Source organism: Streptomyces sp. DSM 40750, assembly GCF_024612035.1.
Lineage (GTDB): Bacteria > Actinomycetota > Actinomycetes > Streptomycetales > Streptomycetaceae > Streptomyces.
This window is the reverse complement of sequence record NZ_CP102513.1, coordinates 5,043,444-5,065,379: the sequence shown is the minus strand read 5'-3', so window position 1 is coordinate 5,065,379 and position 21,936 is coordinate 5,043,444. Positions and strand designations below refer to the sequence as shown.

Genomic DNA, 21,936 nt, shown 5'->3' with positions numbered 1-21,936 from the left:
TCGGCCCGGGCACCCCCACGGGCGGCGGCCGCGTCGTGTTGCCCGCCGCCCGCCACGCGAAGATCTTGCTGAACCGGCCAATACTGCGGCTATATCGCGGTTATCGCGCGGAATCGGACGACGAACCGGCCCGTTCCGCCGTACCTCTCCCGGGCTCCCCGGGCTCCGTGGGCTCGCCGGACTTCCCGGACTTCTCGGGCTCCCCGGGGTCCCCGGGCTCCCCGAACTTCTCGGGCTCCCCGGCCTCCCCGGACTTCTCGGCCGGTACGTCGTGTTCGTCCGGATCGTCGACGCGCCGGGCGTCGCGCACCGCGGGGATCAGCGCCGCGGCCACGAGGGTCGCCAGCATCAAGGCCCCGACGCCCAGCACCGTCCTGGTCGATCCGGCGGAGCTCAGCGCGAATCCGCCGGCCAGCGAGCCCAGCGAACTGGCCCCGGAACTCAGCAGGCCCGAGACGCCGCCCACCCGGCCCTGCATCTCGTCCGGAGTCATCCGCACCTGGTAGACGCCGGCCAGCACATTGAGGACCGCACCGGCGAAGGACGTGCCGGCGAACAGCGCCGCCAGCAGGTACACCTCCCGCGCCAGCGCGACCATCGGCATCAGCACCGTCCAGATCCCGAAGATCGAAATGATCACCGGGCCGGGGCGCAGCCGGCGGACGAACTGCGAACCGGACAGGGCGCCCGCGATCCCGCCCAGGCCCGACACCAGTCCGATGACACCGATGGCCGCCGGGGAGCCGCCGTTCTCCTTGACGATCAGGACCAGCGCCAACGACAGTGCCTGGAACAGGACGTTGGTGACGGCGACCAGCCCTATCGCGGCGCGCAGGAAGCGCTGGCCCAGCAACCAGCGGAATCCCTCGGCCATTTCGGCCCGCAGCCGCAGCGGGGAACGGCCGCGCTCGGACTGGAACCGCCGGCGGATGAACAACAGGCTCACCAGCGCGGCGAGATGACCCACCACCGCGAACACGAACGGTGACCATCGCGCCACCCCGTACAGCGAACTGCCGAGCGGCTGTCCCAGCAGGCCCGCCGCCCGGGTCCTGGCCTCGTTCCCGGACAGGGCGGCGGACAGATGGGCCGGATGGACCACATTGCGGACCGCCGCCCGTTCGGAGAGCCGGTAGAAGATCGACGCCGTACCGCCGACGAAGGCCGCGGTCATCATGTGGACCAGCCACAGCCTGTCGCTGAACACCGCCACGGCCACGCTCGTCAGGGCCAGCAACGCCGCCACATCGCAGACGATCATCGTCCTGCGGCGGTCCAGACGGTCGACCAGCACGCCCGCGGGCAGCTGGACGAGCAGCATCGGCAGCAGCGCGGCGAAGCCCACGAAACCGGCGTCGGTGGGCGATCCCCCGTCCCACAGCATCAACAGCGGGTAGGCGATGGCGGCCGTCCGGTCCCCCAGGGCCGAGACGCCGGCGCCCAGCCACAGCAGCAGGTAGTCACGGTTCCGGCGCAGCGGCCCGGCGGGCCGGGGCGGGCCGGTCTCGGTGGCCGGTCCGTCGGCAGGGCTCACCGGGACCGGTTCCCGGATTCGTCCGGCTCCAGGAGCGAGGTGTGGCGCTTAGCCACCTCGGCCCCGGACTCGCCGTTGGTGAGGACGACGAACCCACGGCCCGGACCCACCCGGCACATCGCCAGGGAGTGGTAGCCGGCGCCCCCGCCGCCGTGCCCGAACTGGACATCGGCGCCGAGGTCGTCGACGACCGTGCCCAGGCCGTAGGAGCTGTGGAGGTGTTGTGCCGTGAGCATCTCCCGGGCCGAGTCGGCGGTGAGCAGCGCGAGCGGCCGGGCGAGGCGGGCCCGCCGGATCTCCAGCGCCGCCTTCGCCAGGTCGGTCGCCGTCGTCCACAGCCCTGCCGCGGCCGGCTCGGGCCGCGTCAGCCAGCCCCCCTCGACCGGCCGGCCGGCCGGGTCGTGGCCGAGGGCCACGGGTCGGTCCGTCGTCTCCGGGAACGCCGGGTCGAAGCTGCTGCCCGTCAGGCCCAGCGGCTTCAGCAGAACGTCGTCCATCAGCTCGGCGAAGGGCCGGCCCGTGGCGTCCTCCAGTACCTGTTGGACCACCGAGTAGTGGACGTTGGCCTTGCGGAAGACCTGTCCCGGCTCCAGCTCGGCGCGCGCGGGCGCGCTCACCCCCGGCCCCCTGCCGTGCAGGAGGTCCGTCAGCGACGGAGCGCGCTGTCCGCGCGGCAGGTGCACGACGGGCGTCGGGGCCAGACCGGAGAGGTGGCCGAGCAGCTGACGCAGCGTGATGCGGAAGCCGTCCGGCACCCGCCAGTTCCGCAGGTACGCGTTGACGTCCTCGTCCAGGTCCAGGACCCGCTGGTCGACCAGCCGCAGCACACCGAGTGCGGTGATGTGCTTGCTCAGGGAACCGACCTGGAAGACGGTCTCGGGAGTGACCGGGTCGGTGCCGCCCGCCGCCAGGACACCGTGCGCCTCGACGGACACCAGCTCGCCGTCCCGGATCACGGCGATGCTCACCCCGGGCACGTTCTCCACGCCGTGGAGCGGGCCCGTGGCGGCGTCGGGCCGCTCGACCGCCGGTGTCTGCGCCGCCGGTGGCTGCGCCGACGGCGTCACCACCTGGCTCTCCGACGCCGCCTCCGCGGCGGCGGCCACCGCCTCCAGCGAGTCGTCCTGGTAGATCGTGAGCAGGGAGAGCGGGACACCGGCCCGGCGGGCCGCCGCGATCACCTTGAACACCACGATCGAATGACCGCCCAGCGCGAAGAACCGGTCGTGGACCCCCACCCGGTCGACCTGGAGGGTCTCGGCCCAGATCGCGGCCAGCGTCCGCTCCACCGGGGTGCGCGGCGCGACGAACGGCGCACGGGCGGACGCCTGGTCGTCGGGATCCGGCAGCGCGGCCCGGTCCAGCTTGCCGTTGGCGGTCAGCGGCATCTTCTCCAGCCGTACGAACACGCCCGGCACCATGTACGACGGCAGGCTCCCGCCGGCCCAGTCCCGCAGGTCCCCGGGCTCGGGCGCCCCGCCCGGCGCGGCCGTCACATAGGCGACGAGCCGTCCGTCGCCCGGGGCCGCGTCCGACCCGGCGCTCGGGGACGTGCCCTCCCGCAGGACGACCCGGGCCTCGGCTATGTCCGGATGAGTCACCAGGACCCGCTCGATGTCACCGGGTTCCACGCGGTAGCCGCGGATCTTGATCTGGTCGTCGGCGCGGCCGAGGAACTCCACGCTCCCGTCCGCCAGCGTCCGCGCCAGGTCCCCGGTCCGGTACAGCCGGCCGCCGGGCGGGCCGTACGGATCCGGCACGAACCGGTCGGCGGTCGGGTCGGGCCGGCCGGCGTATCCGCGCGCCACCCCGGTACCACCGATGTACAGCTCGCCCGTCGTTCCCCTCGGCACCGGCTCCAAGTGGCCGTCCAGGACCAGCAGTCGGGCCCCGGGGATCGGCCGCCCGACGGGAATCGTCCCGCCCGCCCGCCGGGCGGGGAGCACCGTGTCCACAGCGCAGCCGGAACTCGCCACGGTCGTCTCGGTGGGCCCGTACGAGTTCAGCAGCCGCCCCGCGCCCAGCGCCCGGGCCCAGGTGTCGGCCAGCGGCACCGGCAGTGCCTCACCGGCCACGACGACGACACCCGCCACCTCGGCCAGCCGCTCGGGGGCGATCTGCTGCGACAGGACCTCCAGATGACCGGGCGTCAGCTTGACGAACCCGTAGGGACCGCCGTCAAGGAGCCGCTGTCCCAGCGTGTCGAGATCGGTGTCCTCGGGCAGCAGGCGCACGGGCTGCCCGGCCAGCAGCGGCGCCCAGAGGTTCGGCACCACCAGGTCGAAGGCGATCGAGGAGAACAGCGGGGCACCGCCGCCGCCACCGGCCAGGTACGCGCTCAGCGCCCACCGCAGGTAGTTCGCCAGCCCCCGGTGGGTGACCTGTACGCCCTTGGGGCGTCCGGTGGACCCGGACGTGCAGATCACGTACGCGAGGGAGTCGGGGTCCGTGACCTGTTCGGGCGCCGTCCCCGGCAGGGCCGCGAGCGCCTCCCGGTCACGGTCCATCAGCACATGCGGCCCGTCGAACGCGACCGGGCCCGCGAGGTCCGAGGCGGTCACCAGCACATCGGCCCCGGCGTCGGCGAGCATGTCGCGCAGCCGCCCGGCGGGGAAGGACGGGTCCAGCGGGAGGTACGCCCCGCCCGCCTTCCACACGCCCAGCAGCGTGGCCATCAGGTCGGTGCCGCGTTCCAGCAGCACGCCCACCACGGACTCGGCGCCGACACCGGCGGCCCGCAGGTGGTGCGCGATCCGGTTGGCGCGGACGTCGAGCTCCGCACAGGACATCGTCGTGTCGTCGGTGGCCAGGGCCACCGCGTCCGGGGTCCGTGCCACCTGGTCCCGCCACGCCTGGGGCGCGGTCCAGGAGACCGGCTCGACCGGCTCGCCGGCGGCGGTCGCCCACGGGCCGATCAGCTGGTCCCGCTCGCCCGGCGGATGGAAGACCGTCCGTGTGTCACCGTCGCCGCCGGCGGCGATCGATTCCAGCACCGCCCGGTACATGGCGGTCAGACGCTCGAGTTCGGTCCGGCTCAGGAAGGCGCTGTCGGCGTTGAGTTCGAGGCACCCCTCCACGGTCGAGACGCCCAGCGGCACCTCGATACGGCTGAAGCCGCTGTTGTCTCCGGAGGCGGCGGGAGCCGCGACGCCCGCCCCGGCGGCGGCGAAGTCGTGGTAGCTGAAGCGGACGTCGAGGAGCCGGCTGCCGTCGCCCAGATCGTGCTGGATGGCGTGCGTCGGGAAGTGCCGGTGCGGCCAGGCCTCGATCTCCCGGTCGCGGACCTGCCGCACCAGCTCGCGCCAGGTCGCGGCGGACAGGTCGACGGGGAACGGCAGCGGGTTGAGATGCGACCCGTACACCCGGTCCGCTCCGGGCGCCTCGGGGCGGCAGTGGGTGACCAGGCCGGTGAAGAACCGGCGCTCGGGTGTGAGCTGGCTCAGCACCTTCAGATGCGCGGCGAGCAGGACGCTCTTCAGCGGCGCCCCGGCGTCGGACGCCACCGCGCGCAGACCGTCCAGCAGGTCGTGCAGCGGTACCCGGGTCCGGTGCCGGTCGTCCGGGCCGTCCGGGTCGCCCCAACCGGAGGGCAGGGCGAACCTGGCGTGGTCCCCGACGACACCGGTCCAGTACGCGCGGTCCTCGGCGGACGCCAGGGCCCGCAGCTCGGCGGCGACGGTGTCGGCGAACCGCACGGCGGGCGGATCGTACGGCGCGACGGGCAGCCCGTCGCGGAAGGTGCGGTAGAGATCCAGCAGTTCGGCGCGGAACACCCCGAACGTCCAGCCGTCCATGATCAGGTGCGACTGGGTGACGGTGATCTGCCAGTCGCCGTCCGCGAACCTGTGCACCACCAGCCGCAACAGCGGGGCGGTGTCGTGCGGCAGCGGTGTGCGACTCTCGGCGGCCACCAGCTCCCGCAGCGCCCGGTCCTGCTCCTCGGTGCTCGCGCTGGTCAGGTCGACGACCCGCAGCGGAACCTCCGCCGTGGCGTGCACCAACTGCATGGGTACGGAGTACGACTCGGTGTCCACGCGGGAGCGCAGCGGATCGTGACGGCTGACCAGTTCGCTCAACGCCCGCTGGAGCGGTTCGCGGGAGAACGGCTCCGCCGCGCCGATGCGGACCGACGAGACCCGGTGGTAATTCATCGGGCCGTCCCCGGACAGCATCTCGACGAGCATGCCGTTCTGGGCCTGGGTCAGGGGGTAGGCGTCGACGAGCCCCTCGGGCAGCCGGGCCCGGTCCGCCTCGGTCAGCAACGCGAACGGTTCGACGGTCGCCGGGGCCGTCGTCACCGTCCCTCCGGCCGTCCTGGCGCACAAGGCGTCGATGGTCCGGTGCTCCAGCACCTCGCGTGCCGTGACCTCGACGCCGGCCGCCGACATCTCGCCGGCGATCACCACGGCCTTGATGGAGTCGCCGCCCAACTCGAAGAAACTGTCGTGGACGCCGACCGTGTCCACGCGGAGGGCGTCGCGCCAGACGGCCGCGATCCGCTCTTCGGCGGGGGTGCGGGGTGCCAGGTAGGCGGAGCGGGCGTAGGCGTCCTGGCCGGGGGCGGGCAGGGCGCGCTTGTCGAGCTTGCCGTTGGCGGTGAGGGGGATCCGGTCGATGACCTGGTACGCGGCCGGGACCATGTACTCCGGCAGCGTACGGCCGAGCAGTTCGCGCAGCTCCGCGGGGACCGGGGTCCGGTCGTCGGCGGGGACGAGGTAGCCGACGAGGCGTTTGTCGCCGGGGGTGTCCTCGCGGGCGATGACGACGGCGTCGCGGATGTCGGGGTGGGTGGTGAGGGTGGTTTCGATTTCGCCGAGTTCGATGCGGTAGCCGCGGATTTTGACTTGGTCGTCGGCGCGTCCGAGGAAGTCGAGGGTTCCGTCGGGGCGGCGGCGGGCGAGGTCGCCGCTGCGGTAGAGGCGGGTGCCGGGCGGTCCGAAGGGGTCGGGGACGAAGCGTTCGGCGGTGAGTTCGGGGCGGTTGAGGTAACCGCGCGCCACACCGGGGCCGCCCACATGGATCTCACCTCGGGAGCCGACCGGCACCGGATTGCCGTACGGGTCGAGCAGGTGGACCGTGAGATCGCTGAGCGGACGCCCGATCGGGTTGCCCGCGCCGGGTGCCAGGTCCTGCTTGGTGATGCGGTGGTAGGTGGTGTGGACGGTGGTTTCGGTGATGCCGTACATGTTGGCCAGGGCCACCCGGCCGAGGCCCAGCCGTTCGGTCCAGGGCCGCAGTTCGCCGATCTCCAGCTTCTCACCGGCGAAGATCACGGCGCGCAGCATCAGCCGCTTGATCCGCCGGTCGCCGTCGGCGGCCGCGGTGACCAGTGAGCGGAAGGCTGTGGGGGTCTGGCTGAGGACGGTCACCTCGTGTTCGACGAGGAGGTCGAGGAGATCGTCGGGGGAGCGGGTCACTTCGCCGGGTACGACGACGAGGGTGCCGCCGTTGAGGAGTGCTCCCCACATTTCGAAGACGGAGACGTCGAAGGCGTAGCTGTGGGTCATGGTCCAGACGTCGGTGTCGTCGAAGGCGTAGTGCTCCTGGGCGGCTGTGAGGAGGCGGGCGACGTTGGTGTGGGTGAGGGTGACGCCTTTGGGGCGGCCGGTGGAGCCGGAGGTGTAGATGACGTAGATGGCGTTGTCGGGGCCGGACACGGTGGTGGGGGCGGTGGCCGGCTCGGCGGCGAGGGCCTGCCGGTCCTCGTCCCGGTCGAGGACGATGAACGGGCCGTCGTGGATGTTCTGGACGAGCGGCAGGAGGTCCGTCTCGGTGATCACGGCGGTCGCGCCGGCGTCGTTGAGGATGTAGGCGAGCCGGTCGGTGGGGTTGGCGGGATCCAGGGGCAGGTAGGCGGCGCCGGACTTGAGGACGCCGAGCAGGGTGGGCATCAGGTCGGTACCCCGGGGCAGGCAGACGCCGACGAGGTGTTCGGGGCCGGCGCCCAGGGTGCGCAGGTGGTGGGCGAGGCGGTTGGCGCGGGCGTCGAGTTCGGTGTAGGTCAGGGACTCACCGTCGGCGATGACCGCGACCGCGTCCGGGGTCCGCGCCGCCTGCTCCTCGAACAACTCGTGCACACAGTGCTGTTCACGGTTGTCCGTACGGTGGGCGCCCGAGACGCCCGCTTCGAGGAGGCGTTCCCGCTCGCCCTCGGGGAGGTACACGGCCCGCGCGTCGCCGTCGGCGTCGTCGGCCATCGCCTCCAGCACCGCACGGTACATACCCGCCACCCGTCGCGCGTGCGCCGAGTTCATGACGCTGTCCCGCGTGTTCACGTAGAGCCGGTCTCCTCGGTTGAAGACGGTGAGGTCGAACTCGTTGGCCGCGCTGGTCATCCGCGTCCCGGTGGCGACCTTCTCGGTGTCGACCTGGTGGAAGTCGATGTAGTTGAAGTAGGCGTTGATGAGCCGTCCGCCGCCCCACTCGTGCTGGACGACGGGCATCGGATAGCGGCGGTGCGCCCACAGTTCGACCTCGCGGTCGAAGACCTGGGTGACCAGCTCCCGCCAGGTGCGGGCGGAGCGGTCGACCGCGAAGGGCAGGGTGTTGAGGTACATGCCCAGCACCCGGTCGGCGCCCAGGGCTTCGGGGTGGGTGTCGACGACGAGTCCGGCGTGGTAGGCGGGCTCGTCGGTGATCTGGCCCAGCACCTTCATATGGGCGGCCAGCAGGACGCTCTTCAGCGACACCTGGGCCGACGCGGCCAGCTTCCTGAGCCGGTCGCCGAGGTCGTCGAACGGCACCTCGTTGTAGAGCGGTTCGTCCGTCTCGCCCGCCCACTCGGCGGGCAACGTCACCGGGACGTACCCGGAGGTGATCCGCCGCCAGTACGCCTGGTCGTCCGCGGACCGGAGGGAGACCAGCTCGGCGGCGATCGCGTCGGCGAACCGCACCCGGGGCAGGTCGTACGGTTCCGGGTCCGCGCCGTCCCGGATCGCCCGGTAGCAGTCGAGGAGTTCCACTAGGAGCTGGTGGTAGCTCCAGCCCTCGGTGATCGCGTGCGACTGGGTGAAGGTCACCCACCACGCGTCGTCGCCCTCGTCGTGGGCGACGATCCGGAACAGCGGCGCCCGGTCGATCGCGAAGGACTCGGCGCGCTCCCCCCTCATCAGTGCGAAGCGGACGGCGGTGAGTTCCTCCTCGGAGCGCCCCCGCACGTCGTGCACCCGCACCGGGATCTCCGCGGTGGCGTGCACCAGTTGCAGCGGCGTGGAGTAGCCGGTGAGCCGGAAGGAGGTGCGCAGCACCTCGTGCCGCGCGGCCAGGACGGCGGCGGCCCGCCGCAGCGCGTCGGGGTCCAGCGGCTGGTCGTCGGCCACCCGGAAGGTGTTGATGATGTGATACGGGTTCCGTTCGCCGTCCATCATCTCGATGAGCATGCCGAGCTGGGTCCGGCCCACCGGGTAGGCGTCGACGACGTCCTCGGGCAGCTTCGCCCGGTCCTCGTCGGAGATCAGCGCGAAGGGCTCGGTGAACTCCTGGTCGGCCGGCGCCAGACCGTCCCGGTCCGCGACGAGCTCACAGAGCCGCTCGACGGTACGGGCCTGAAGGACGTCCCGTACGGCGATGTCGATGCCCTCCGCGCGCAGGGCGCCGACCAGGGCCACGGCGCGGATGGAGTCGCCTCCCAGGTCGAAGAAGCCGTCCCGGACGCCGACCCGCTCCACCCCGAGCGCGTCCCGCCAGATCTCCGCGACCCGTCGTTCGCTCTCCGTGCGCGGGGCCACGTACTCGCCCCGCACGAAGGACTCGTCGTCGGGCGCGGGCAGGGCACGCTTGTCGACCTTGCCGTTGGGCGTCAGCGGGATCGCCGCCAGCTGGACGAACGCGGTGGGCAGCATGTAGTCCGGCAGGGTCCGGGCGAGCCGCTCGCGCAGTTCCTCCGGGGGCAGGGGCCGTTCGTCCAGCGCGGTGAAGTAGCCCACGAGCCGCTCGTCGCGCACCAGGACGACGGCCTGGCGCACATCCGGGTGGGCGCCGAACGCCGCCTCGATCTCACCGAGTTCGACGCGGTGGCCGCGGATCTTCACCTGGTCGTCGACGCGGCCGAGGAAGTCCAGGGAGCGGTCGGCGCGCCAGGCGGCCAGGTCGCCGGTGCGGTACAGCCGCGCACCGGGCGGCCCGAACGGATCGGGCAGGAACCGTTCGGCGGTCAGCGCGGATCGGTTGAGGTAGCCGCGGCCGACGCCCGCGCCGCCGACGTACAACTCACCCGCGACGCCGACGGGGACCGGCTGAAGCCACTCGTCCAGGACGTACAGCCGGGTGTTCCTGACCGGTTCGCCGATGGGCACCCGGCCCTCGCCCGGCGGACCGGACACGAGGGCGTGCGTGACATCGTCCGAGCACTCGGTGGGGCCGTAGGCGTTGACGAGCGGGATGTCCGGGTAGCGGTCCAGCCAGCGGTCGCACAGCTCCGCGGGGAGCGCCTCGCCGGTCACCACGAGCCGTCGCAGCAGGGGCAGTCCGGGCGCGGGCGCCCCGGCGTCCCAGAAGTCCAGGCTGGTGCGCAGCAGGGACGGCACGACCTCCAGGACGGTGATCCCCTCGTCGGCGACGCGCCCGAACAGACCGCTCGGGTCGAGCGCGGTGTCCCCGCCGACGACACGCACCCGGCCGCCGGTGACGAGGGCCGCCAGCATCTGCCACACCGAGATGTCGAAGGCCGGCGGAGCGTTGAACACCACGCCGTCCGTCGGGCCGAGACCGAGGTCCTCGGTCTTCGCCAGCAGGTGGTTGCCCATGCCGTCGCGGCGGACCATGGCGCCCTTGGGGCGGCCCGTCGAGCCCGAGGTGTAGATCACGTATGCCAGGTCGTCGTCCGCGGCGGTCGGCTCGGGGTCGGCGGACGGCTGCCCGGACCATGTCCGCTCGTCGTCCAGCAGTACGGTCCCGCGCTCGTCGTCCCCCCGCACGGTGTCCGCCAGGTCGCGCCGGGTCAGCACCAGGCGTACGGCGGCGTCCTCCAGCATGAAGCCGAGCCGCTCGGCGGGCGCCTCCGGATCGAGCGGCAGATAGGCGCCGCCGGCCTTGAGCACCGCCAGCACGGAGAGGACCAGCTCGGGGGAGCGTTCCAGACAGATGCCCACGACGACGTCCGGGCCCACGCCGAGCTCCCGGAGCCGGTGGGCGAGCCGGTTGGCCCGTGCGTTGAGCTCCTGATACGTGGTCACCGAGTCGTCGGTGACCACCGCGACGGCGTCCGGCGCGGCCGCGGCCCGGCGCTGGAACTCCTCCGGTACGCGCAGGCTCACGGGGTCACGCCCGGTCGTGGTCAGTTGGTCGAGCAGGAGGCGGCGTTCGCCGTCGGGCAGGTAGGTGGCGCGGGCGTCGCCGTCGGCGTCGTCGACCATCGCCTCCAGCACGGCCCGGTACATGCCGCGCAGCCGCTCACCGTCGGCCCGGCTCAGCACGGCCGTGTCGGTCGTCAGGTTGAGCCGGTCGCCGCGGCAGTGCAGCGTGATGTCGAACTCCGTCCGCGAGACACCGAACCGGGCGTCCGCGCGGGCGTCACCGGGTATGCCGCCGTCCGGTTCGGAGACGGGGGCCGTGGCCCCCAGCCGCGGCAGATCGACGTAGTTGAAGGCGACGTTGACCAGTCGGCCGCCGTGCCGGTCGCGCTGCATGGCGGGGAACGGGTAGCGCCGGTGCGGCCACAGTTCGGTCTCGCGGTCGAAGACCTGCGTGACCAGTTCCCGCCAGGTGCGGGCGGAGCGGTCCGCCGGGAAGGGCACCGTGTTCAGGTGCATGCCGTACACCCGGTCCGCGCCGGTCAGCTCGGGACGGGCGTCGCAGACGAGGCCGACCTGGAAGGCCGGGGACTCGGTGAGCTGGCTCATGACCTTGACGTGCGCGGCCAGCAGCACGCTCTTGACGGAGACCCGCAGCCGGGTGGCCAGAGCCCGCAGTGAGTCCTCGATGTCGTCGAGCGGCACCTTCAGGTCGTAGCTCTCACCCGCCCCCGCCTCGCGGTCCCAGCCGTCGGGCAGGGTGAACGGGGCGTGTGTGTCCACCACGTTCCGCCAGTAGGCCGCGTCCTCCTCCGACTCCAGGGACGCCAGTTCGGCGGCGATGTAGTCGGCGTAACGCACGGAGGGGGCGTCGTACGGTTCCGGCTCCAGGCCGTCGCGCAGCCTGCGGTAGACGCCGGTCAGTTCGGCCAGCAGCCAGTTGTGGCTCCAGCCCTCGGTGATGGCGTGCGGCCGGGCGATCGACAGCCACCAGCCCGCTTCGGTGTCCTGTCCGACGTAGGCGGCCACCCGGAGCAGCGGAGCGCGACTCAGGTCGAACTCGGCGTCCCGCTCCGCGCCGAGCAGGCTCATCAGCTCCGCGCTGGGGGCGCCCTCGGCCCCGGACGCCGTCGCGGGCACCCGGTGGACGGTGACCGGCACGTCCACCTCGGCGTGCACCAGCTGCATGGGCAGCGAGCAGGAATGCAGGTCGAACGAGGTACGCAGCATCTCGTGCCGGCCGACGACCGTACGGGCCGCCTCGCGCAGCGCCTCCTCCGAGAAGGCGTGGCTGTCGGAGATCCGGTACGACATGAAACTGCGGTAGGCGTCGCCGCCGCCGAGCATCTCCACCACCATGCCGGTCTGCACCTGAGACATCGGGTAGGCGTCGGCGAGGCCGGCGGGCAGCTTCGCCCGGTCCTCGTCGGAGATCAGCGCGAAGGGCTCCACACGCTCGTCGCCCGTCGCCAGTCCGGCCCGTCCGGCGAGGAGTCCGCCCAGTTCACCGACCGTACGGTGAGCGAAGACATCGCCGACCGAGACGTCCAGCAGCTCTTCGCGCAGGGCGCCGACGAGGGCGACGGCCTTGATGGAGTCGCCGCCGAGATCGAAGAAACTGTCGTGGACGCCGACCGTGTCCACGCGGAGGACGTCGCGCCAGACGGCCGCGATCCGCTCCTCGGCGGGGGTGCGGGGTGCCACGTAGGCGGAGCGGGCGAAGGCGTCCTGGCCGGGGGCGGGCAGGGCGCGCTTGTCGAGCTTGCCGTTGGCGGTGAGGGGGAGGGCGTCCAGCGTGACGAACGCCGCCGGGACCATGTAGTCGGGCAGCGTCAGCCCGCAGCGGGCGGCCAGTTCGGCCCCGGAGGGCGACGCCGCATCGGATGCCATGACGCAGTACGCCACGAGGCGTTTGTCGCCGGGGGTGTCCTCGCGGGCGATGACGACGGCGTCGCGGATGTCGGGGTGGGTGGTGAGGGTGGTTTCGATTTCGCCGAGTTCGATGCGGTAGCCGCGGATTTTGACTTGGTCGTCGGCGCGTCCGAGGAAGTCGAGGGTTCCGTCGGGGCGGTGGCGGGCGAGGTCGCCGCTGCGGTAGAGGCGGGTGCCGGGCGGTCCGAAGGGGTCGGGGACGAAGCGTTCGGCGGTGAGTTCGGGGCGGTTGAGGTAGCCGCGGGCGACACCGGGTCCGCCGACGTGGATCTCGCCGGGGACGCCGAGGGGGACGAGGTTGCCGTACGGGTCGAGCAGGTGGACCGTGAGATCGCTGAGCGGACGCCCGATCGGGTTGCCCGCGCCGGGTGCCAGGTCCTGCTTGGTGATGCGGTGGTAGGTGGTGTGGACGGTGGTTTCGGTGATGCCGTACATGTTGACGAGGGCGGGCGCTTCGAGGCCGAGCCGCTCTGTCCAGGGGGTGAGTTCGGCGAGTTCGAGTTTCTCGCCGGCGAATACGACGTGTCGCAGGGTGAGTCGGGGGATGCGGGGGTCGTTGTCGGCGGCCGCGGTGACCAGTGAGCGGAAGGCTGTGGGGGTCTGGCTGAGGACGGTCACCTGGTGTTCGACGAGGAGGTCGAGGAGGTCGTCGGGGGAGCGGGCGGTGTCCTGGTCGACGACGACGAGGGTGCCGCCGTTGAGGAGTGCTCCCCACATTTCGAAGACGGAGACGTCGAAGGCGTAGCTGTGGGTCATGGTCCAGACGTCGGTGTCGTCGAAGGCGTAGTGCTCCTGGGCGGCTGTGAGGAGGCGGGCGACGTTGGTGTGGGTGAGGGTGACGCCTTTGGGGCGGCCGGTGGAGCCGGAGGTGTAGATGACGTAGATGGCGTTGTCGGGGCCGGACACGGTGGTGGGGGCGGTGGCCGGCTCGGCGGCGAGGGCCTGCCGGTCCTCGTCCCGGTCGAGGACGATGAACGGGCCGTCGTGGATGTTCTGGACGAGCGGCAGGAGGTCCGTCTCGGTGATCACGGCGGTCGCGCCGGCGTCGTTGAGGATGTAGGCGAGCCGGTCGGTGGGGTTGGCGGGATCCAGGGGCAGGTAGGCGGCGCCGGACTTGAGGACGCCGAGCAGGGTGGGCATCAGGTCGGTACCCCGGGGCAGGCAGACGCCGACGAGGTGTTCGGGGCCGGTGCCCAGGGTGCGCAGGTGGTGGGCGAGGCGGTTGGCGCGGGCGTCGAGTTCGGCGTAGGTCAGGGACTGTCCGTCGGTGATGACCGCGACCGCGTCCGGGGTCCGTGCCGCCCGCTCCTCGAACAACTCGTGCACCGTCCGCGTCACCGGCGCCGAGGGGGCTGCCGCCCGGCCCGCCGCGAGCAGTTGGTCACGCTCACCCTCCGGCAGGTACACGGCCCGCGCGTCGCCGTCCGCGTCGGCGGCCATCGCCTCCAGCACCGCACGGAACATCCCGGCGATCCGGTCGGCGTTGGCCTGACTGAGCACATGGGAGGTGGAGCGCAGGCTCAGGACGCCGCCGAGCGCCGTGACGGTGAGGGCGAACTCGTTGGGGGCGTCGTTGAAGCCCCAGCCGTCCTCGGCCTCCTCGGAGTCCATCCGATGGAAGTCGAGATAGCTGAAGAAGACGTCGACCAGACGGCCGCCGTCGGGCCGCGCGATGGCCGGCATCGGGAAGTGTCGGTGCGGCCAGGCCTCGATCTCCCGGTCGGACATCTGACGCACCAGCTCCCGCCAGGTGCGGGCGGAGCGGTCGGCGGGGAACGGCAGGGTGTTCAGATAGGTGCCGTAGATCCGGTCGGAGCCGGACGCCTCCGGCCGGCAGTGGGTGACCAGGCCGGCGTGGTAGGCGGGCGCGTCGGTGAGCTGTCCCACGACCTTCACGAACGCGGCGACGAGCACGCTCTTGACCGACGTCCGGGCCGCCCCGGCCAGCGCGCGCAGCGGCTCCTCCAGGTCGCCGAAGCGCACCCCGGCGCGAACGGTCCCGGCCGGCTCCGCCAGGTCGCCGTGCCAGCCCGTGGGGATCCCGGCCTTGGCATGACCGGTGACCACGCCGTCCCAGTACGCACGGTCGTCCTCCGACTCCAGGGCCGCGAGTTCGGCGGCGATGGAGTCGGCGAACCGTACCCCGGGGGCGTCGTACGGCTCCGGCTCCAGGCCGTCGCGCAGCCGCCGGTAGACCCGGACCAGGTCCACCAGGAACAGCTGGTTGCTCCAGCCGTCCATGACGGCGTGGCTCTGGGTGAAGGTGCACAGCCAGTCGGATCCGAGGACGTGCGCGGCGACACGCAGCAGCGGCTCGGGACCGGCGAGGTCGAAGACCCGCGCCCGTTCGTCGGCGACGTACGCCGTCATGCTCCGCCGCTGCCGCTCCTCGGTCAGTCCGCGGAGGTCGCGCACGGCGACGGGCACCTCGACGTCCGCGTGGACGAGCTGCAGCGGTACGGAGTAGCCGGTCAGCGCCACCGAGGTGCGCAGCGCCTCGTTGCGGGCGACCACGGTCCCGACGGCCGCCGAGAAGGCGTCGGCGTCGAACGGCTGGTCGTCGTGGACCCGGTACACGTTGACGTTGTGGTAGTTGCCGCGCTCCTGGTCGGCGAGCGTCTCGACGAGCATGCCCGTCTGCACCAGGGAGAGCGGGTAGGCGTCCACGACGCCTTCGGGCAGCCTCGCCCGGTCCCCGCCGGAGATCAGGGCGAAGGGCGCGGTGAAGGCCCGCTCCCCGGCGGTCAGCGCCGACCGCCCGGACAGCAGTTCGCACAGTCCGGCCACGGTGCGGTGCGCGAAGACGTCACGGACCGCCACGTCGAGGCCCTCGCCGCGCAGGGCGCCGACGAGTGCCACGGCGCGGATGGAGTCGCCGCCGAGGTCGAAGAAGTCGTCGTGCACTCCGAGGCGGCCGTCGTCGAGCACCTGGCCCCACACGGCGGTGACCCGCTCCTCCAGCGGGGTGCGCGGCGCGGTGTACTCGACCCGGGCGTAGGCGTCCTCGCCCGGGGCGGGCAGGGCCCGCCGGTCCACCTTGCCGTTGGCGTTGAGGGGGATGGACTCCAGGACCACGAACGCGGACGGCACCATGTACTCGGGCAGGGTGCGGCCGAGCAGGGTGTGCAGTTCGGCCGGGTCGGGGGCGCTCTCCCCGTCGGGTACCAGGTAGGCGACGAGCCGCTTGTCCCCCGGGGCGTCCTCGCGGAGCAGCACACGGGCGTCCGAGACGCGTGGGTGGTCGACGAGCGCGGCCTCGATCTCGCCCAGTTCGACGCGATAGCCGCGGATCTTGATCTGCCCGTCGCCGCGGCCGAGGAAGTCGACGCTGCCGTCGGGCAGGAGCCGGACGATGTCCCCGGTGCGGTACAGCCGGCCGCCGGGCGGGCCGAAGGGGTCGGGGACGAACCGTCCGGCGGTGAGCTCGGGGCGCCCCAGGTAACCGCGGGCCACGCCGGTCCCGCCGACGTACAGCTCTCCCGCGACACCGGCCGGTACGGGCTGGAGGCGCTCGTCGAGTACGTACATCGCCACACCGGGCAGCGGGCGCCCGATGGGCATCACCTCGGGCAGCGTCCCGCCGGGCGCCGATTCGGGGACGGGCCAGGTGCTGGTACCGACGGAGTTCTCGGTCGGGCCGTACTCGTTGACCAGCACGGTGTCCGGCGCCAGCTCGCGCCAGGACCGCACGGCCTGACGGCGGAACGCCTCGCCCGCGACGACGAGCAGCGGGGCGAGCCGCCGCGCCTGGTCCGCGGAGAGCTGGTGCGTGAGCACTTCGAGGTGGGCCGGCGTCAGCTTCACGAAGGCGTACGGGGCACCGGCCGCCAGCGCCTCGCCGAGTCGGCCCAGGTCCAGATCCTGGGGCAGGACATGCACCGGCTGTCCGGCCAGCAGCGGCGCCCACAGGTTGGGCACCACCAGGTCGAAGGCGATCGAGGAGAACAGCGGGGCACCGCCGCCGGCGCCGGTCAGCTCGCGCACGGCCCAGCGGACATGGTTGGCCAGCCCGCCGTGCGGGACGAGCACACCCTTGGGCCGCCCGGTGGATCCCGAGGTGTAGATGACGTACGCCAGCCGGTCCGGATCGGCGACCCGATCCGGAGCCGACGACGGCTGGGCGTCGACGGACGCGCGGTCCCGGTCGACGAGCAGCGTACGGCCGCCGAAGCCGTCTCCCGACCACTCCTGGTGGGCGGACTGGGTGAGCAGCACCCCGGCGCCGGCGTCGGCGAGCATGTGCGTCACGCGCTCGGCGGGGAAGACCGGATCCATCGGCAGATAGGCGCCGCCCGCCTTCCACACCGCGAGCAGTCCGACGACCAGATCGGCGCCGCGATCGAGCAGCACACCGACCACGGACTCCGACCCGACACCCAGCTCACGCAGCCGGTGGGCGAGGCGGTTGGCGCGGGCGTCGAGTTCCGCGTAGGTCAGCCGCTCGTCGCCGGCGACGACCGCGAGGGCGTCGGGGGAGCGGAGGGCCTGTTCCTCGAAGAGCTCGAACACGGTCGTGGTGACGGGCTCGGCGGGGTTGACGGCCCACTCGCCGACCAGGCGCTCGTGCTCCTCGGCCGGGATGAGCGGTACGCGGGCGTCGCCGTCGGCGTCGGCGGCCATCGCCTCCAGCACGGTGCGGAACATCGCCCCGACGCGCTCGGTGTTCTCCAGGGTCAGCGACCAGGAGTCGGCGGTCAGGAAGATGTGCTTGACCCGGGAGGAGATGGTCAGCGGGAACTCGGTGGGGCTGTCGTCGATGCCGACCCGGTCGTCCACGAGGGCGGCGTCGACCTGCCGGAAGTCCTGGTAGTTGAAGAACACGTCGATGAGACGCTGGGTGCCGCCGATCTCGCGCTGCACGGCGGGCAGCGGGTGGCGGCGGTGTTCCCAGGTCCCGACCTCGCGGGCGAAGGTGGCGCGGACGAGCTCCAGCCAGGTGGCCGGCATCCGGTCGAAGGCCAGCGGCAGCGTGTTGAGATACATGCCGTACACCTGGTCGGCGCCCGTGACCTCGGGCCGCACGTCGAAGACGAGACCGGCGTGGAACGTCCGGGCGTCGGTGAGCCCGCTCATGACCTTGCCGTACGCGGCGAGCATCACGCTCTTCAGCGAGGCCCTAGCCTTGGTGGCGAGCGCCCGCAGCCGCGGCTCCAGGTCCTCCCAGGAGATCTGCACATGGTGCTTGACGCGGGGCGCGCCGCTGTCGTCGCCCCAGCCGGACGGCAGGGTGAACTTCTCGTAGTCGCCGGTGATCCGGCGCCAGAAGGCACGGTCCTCGGCGGAGGCGAGCGAGGCCAGCTCCCCCGCGATGGAGTCGGCGAAGCGCACCGCGGGCCGCTCGTACGGCTCGGGCTCCCGGCCGTCACGAATGCGTCGGTAGCAGCTCAGCAGCTCCATCAGGAGCGAGTGGTAGCTCCACCCCTCCATGATCGGGTGGCACTCGGTGACCGAGATCCACCAGACCGTGTCGCCCGTGACGTGCGCGTGGAAGCGCATCAGGGTGGGGGTGTTCAGATCGAAGGGAGCGGCGCGCTCGGCATGGACGAACTCCTGGAGCGCGGCCTGGAGTTCGTCCTCGTCGAGCTGGCTGAGGTCGCGGACCCCGACGGCGGCCTCGGCGTGCTCGTGGACCAGTTGCAGCGGCACCGAGAAGTCGGTCAGATGAACCGAGGTGCGGAGCATGTCGTGGCGCTCCACGACCTGAGCGACGGCCTGCTGGAAGGCGCCGAAGTCGAAGGGCCGGTCGTCGAGGATCCGGAAGCAACTGCAGTTGTGGTAGTGGTTCTTCTCCTCGTCGGCCAGCATCTCGATGACCATGCCGGTCTGGATCTGGGACAGCGGGTAGGCGTCCACGATCCCGTCGGGCAGGCTCGCCCGGTCCTCGTCGGAGATCAGCTCGAACGGCTCGACCAGCGTGAGCTGGTCCGCCGGCACCGTTGCGCGGCCGGTCAGCAGCTCACCCAGCTCGGCCACGGTACGCCGGTCGAACACGTCGCGTACGGAGAGGTCGAAGCCCTCGTCGCGCAGGGCCCCGACGAGGGCGACGGCGCGGATGGAGTCGCCGCCCAGGTCGAAGAAACTGTCGTGGACGCCGACCCGGTCCACCTCCAGAGCGGTGGCCCAGACCGCGGCGATCCGCTCTTCGGCGGGGGTGCGGGGTGCCAGGTAGGCGGAGCGGGCGAAGGCGTCCTGGCCGGGGGCGGGCAGGGCGCGCTTGTCGAGCTTGCCGTTGGCGGTGAGGGGGAGGGCGTCCAGCGTGACGAACGCCGCCGGGACCATGTAGTCGGGCAGGCCACGGCCGAGGAACTCGCGTAGGTCCGCGGTTTCCGGAGCGGCCTCGTCGGCGGGGACGAGGTAGCCGACGAGGCGTTTGTCGCCGGGGGTGTCCTCGCGGGCGATGACGACGGCGTCGCGGATGTGGGGGTGGGTGGTGAGGGTGGTTTCGATTTCGCCGAGTTCGATGCGGTAGCCGCGGATTTTGACTTGGTCGTCGGCGCGTCCGAGGAAGTCGAGGGTTCCGTCGGGGCGGCGGCGGGCGAGGTCGCCGCTGCGGTAGAGGCGGGTGCCGGGTGGGCCGAAGGGGTCGGGGACGAAGCGTTCGGCGGTGAGTTCGGGGCGGTTGAGGTAGCCGCGGGCGACACCGGGTCCGCCGACGTGGATCTCGCCGGGGACGCCGAGGGGGACGAGGTTGCCGTGGCTGTCGAGGAGGTGGACCCGTAGGTCGCTGAGGGGGTGGCCGACGGGGTTGCCGGCGGCGTCGAGGTCGGCGGCTGTGACCTGGTGGTAGGTGGTGTGGACGGTGGTTTCGGTGATGCCGTACATGTTGATGAGGGCGGGGGTGTCGAGGCCGAGCCGCTCTGTCCAGGGGGTGAGTTCGGCGAGTTCGAGTTTCTCGCCGGCGAATACGACGTGTCGCAGGGTGAGTCGGGGGATGCGGGGGTCGTTGTCGGCGGCCGCGGTGACCAGTGAGCGGAAGGCTGTGGGGGTCTGGCTGAGGACGGTCACCTGGTGTTCGACGAGGAGGTCGAGGAGGTCGTCGGGGGAGCGGGCGGTGTCCTGGTCGACGACGACGAGGGTGCCGCCGTTGAGGAGTGCTCCCCACATTTCGAAGACGGAGACGTCGAAGGCGTAGCTGTGGGTCATGGTCCAGACGTCGGTGTCGTCGAAGGCGTAGTGCTCCTGGGCGGCTGTGAGGAGGCGGGCGACGTTGGTGTGGGTGAGGGTGACGCCTTTGGGGCGGCCGGTGGAGCCGGAGGTGTAGATGACGTAGATGGCGTTGTCGGGGCCGGACACGGTGGTGGGGGCGGTGGCCGGCTGAGCGGCGAGGGCCTGCCGGTCCTGGTCCCGGTCGAGGACGATGAAGGGGCCGTCGTGGATGTTCTGGACGAGCGGCAGGAGGTCCGTCTCGGTGATCACGGCGGTCGCGCCGGCGTCGTTGAGGATGTAGGCGAGCCGGTCGGTGGGGTTGGCCGGGTCCAGCGGCAGGTAGGCGGCGCCGGACTTGAGGACGCCGAGCAGGGTGGGCATCAGGTCGGTACCGCGCGGCAGGCAGACGCCGACGAGGTGTTCGGGGCCGGTGCCCAGGGTGCGCAGGTGGTGGGCGAGACGGTTGGCGCGGGCGTCGAGTTCGGCGTAGGTCAGGGACTCACCGTCGGCGATGACCGCGACCGCGCCCGGGGTCCGTGCCGCCCGCTCCTCGAACAACTCGTGCACCGTCCGCGTCACCGGGCACTCGTCGTGAGGCCTTCCGGCGACCAGGGCGTGCTCGGCCTCGTCGAGGATGTCCACGCGGGACAGCCGGGTGGTCTCGTCCTCGACGACCTGCTGAAGGAAGCGGACGAAGTGCTGGACCATCCGCCGCACGGTGTCCCGCTCGAAGAGCGAGGTGGAGTACACCAGCTGGCCCTGGAACGTGCCGTCGGCCGCGGAGTTCACCTGCAACTCCAGATCGCACTTGGCCACGCCGCCGGTCGCGGTGACGGGCTCGATGCTGAGCCCCGGCAGCTCCACGCCCTCGCTGCCGCGCTCATGGAGGGTGAACGCCACCTCGTACAGCGGGGTGCGGGACATGTCCCGTTCGGGCTGAAGCTCGTCGACCAGGCGGGCGAAGGGCACGGCCTGGTGCTCATAGGCCTGGATCAGGTTCTCGCGGGCCTGCTCGATCAGTTCGGCGAAAGAGGGGTCGCCCGTCCAACGGGCCCGCATGACCAGGTTGTTGATGCCGTAACCGATGAGGCCCTGGAGTTCGGGGCGGGTGCGGCCGGAGACCACCGTGCCGACGGGGATGTCACGTCGGCCGGTGTAGCGGGCGAGCAGGGCCTGGAAGGCGGGGAGCAGCACGGCGAAGGGGGTCGCGTTGTGCTTCAGCGCCAGTTCGTGGACCTTCTCGGAGAGACCGTCGGGCAGGGCGAAGGGCACGTCCGCGCCCTCGTGGCGGCGGTGGCTGGGACGGGGCAGGTCGGTGGGCAGGTCCAGCGGGGTGATGTCGGCGAGCTGCTCCCGCCAGTGGTCCACGTGCCGGGCGAAGGCCCCGCCGCTCTCCTCCGCGCGCTGCCATGCGGCGTAGTCCGCGTACTGCACGGGAAGGGCCGGCAAGGACGGCTCCCGTCCGTTCCTGAACTCCTCGTACAGTGCCCCGAGTTCGGTCACGAGGACGCGGGTGGACCATGCGTCGAAGGCGATGTGGTGGAGGACGACGCTCAGGATGTGGTCGTCGTCCGCGAGCCGCAGCAGGCGCGCCCGGACGGGCCACTCGTGCTCCAGATCGAAGGGGACGGCCGACATCCGCGTCACGAACTCGGCGGCGTGCCGCTCTCGTTCGTCGGCGGACGCACCCGTCCGCAGGTCCAGGGGCAGTGCGACGGCCGAGGGCGGGTCGATGATCTGGCTCGGCTCGCCGTCGGCCAACGCGTACCGGGTGCGCAGCACTTCGTGCCGTGCGATCAGTGCGCTCCACGCCCGCTCCAAGGCCGGGGTGTCGAGCTTGCCCCGTACCCGGAAGGCGAGCGGCACCAGGTACTCGGCGCTGTCCGGCTCCAGCCGGTTGAGGAACCACATCTGCTGCTGTCCGAACGACAGCCGCAGTGTCCCGGACCGGTCGACGGGGGTGACGGCCGAGCGGCGGCCGCGGGGACGTCCTCCGCCGAGCCGCCGGCGGAGGAGCTTCTCCTGAAGGGCCTTCTCCTGAAGGGCGTCGACGTCCGTCCGCTTCTTCTTCCCGACGCTCATCTGTTCCAGCCT

General features: G+C 72.1%; 2 protein-coding genes. Both read right to left on the bottom strand.

Annotated elements, in window-relative coordinates; translation table 11 throughout:
* Positions 1-100 precede the first annotated feature (100 nt).
* Positions 101-1,534, bottom strand: a complete 1,434-nt coding sequence (locus JIX55_RS22595; RefSeq protein WP_257565117.1) for an MFS transporter — start codon at positions 1,532-1,534, stop codon at positions 101-103.
* Entirely contained in the window at positions 1,531-21,924 is a 20,394-nt protein-coding gene (locus tag JIX55_RS22590; protein WP_257565116.1) for a non-ribosomal peptide synthase/polyketide synthase, read from the bottom strand. The genes JIX55_RS22595 and JIX55_RS22590 overlap by 4 nt, the downstream gene beginning before the upstream one ends.
* Positions 21,925-21,936: the final 12 nt, after the last annotated feature.

What these genes read in the sequence shown, in the direction of transcription:
- JIX55_RS22590 (WP_257565116.1), bottom strand. Translation starts at nt 21,924, where the DNA reads ATGAGCGTCGGGAAGAAGAAGCGGACGGACGTCGACGCCCTTCAGGAG.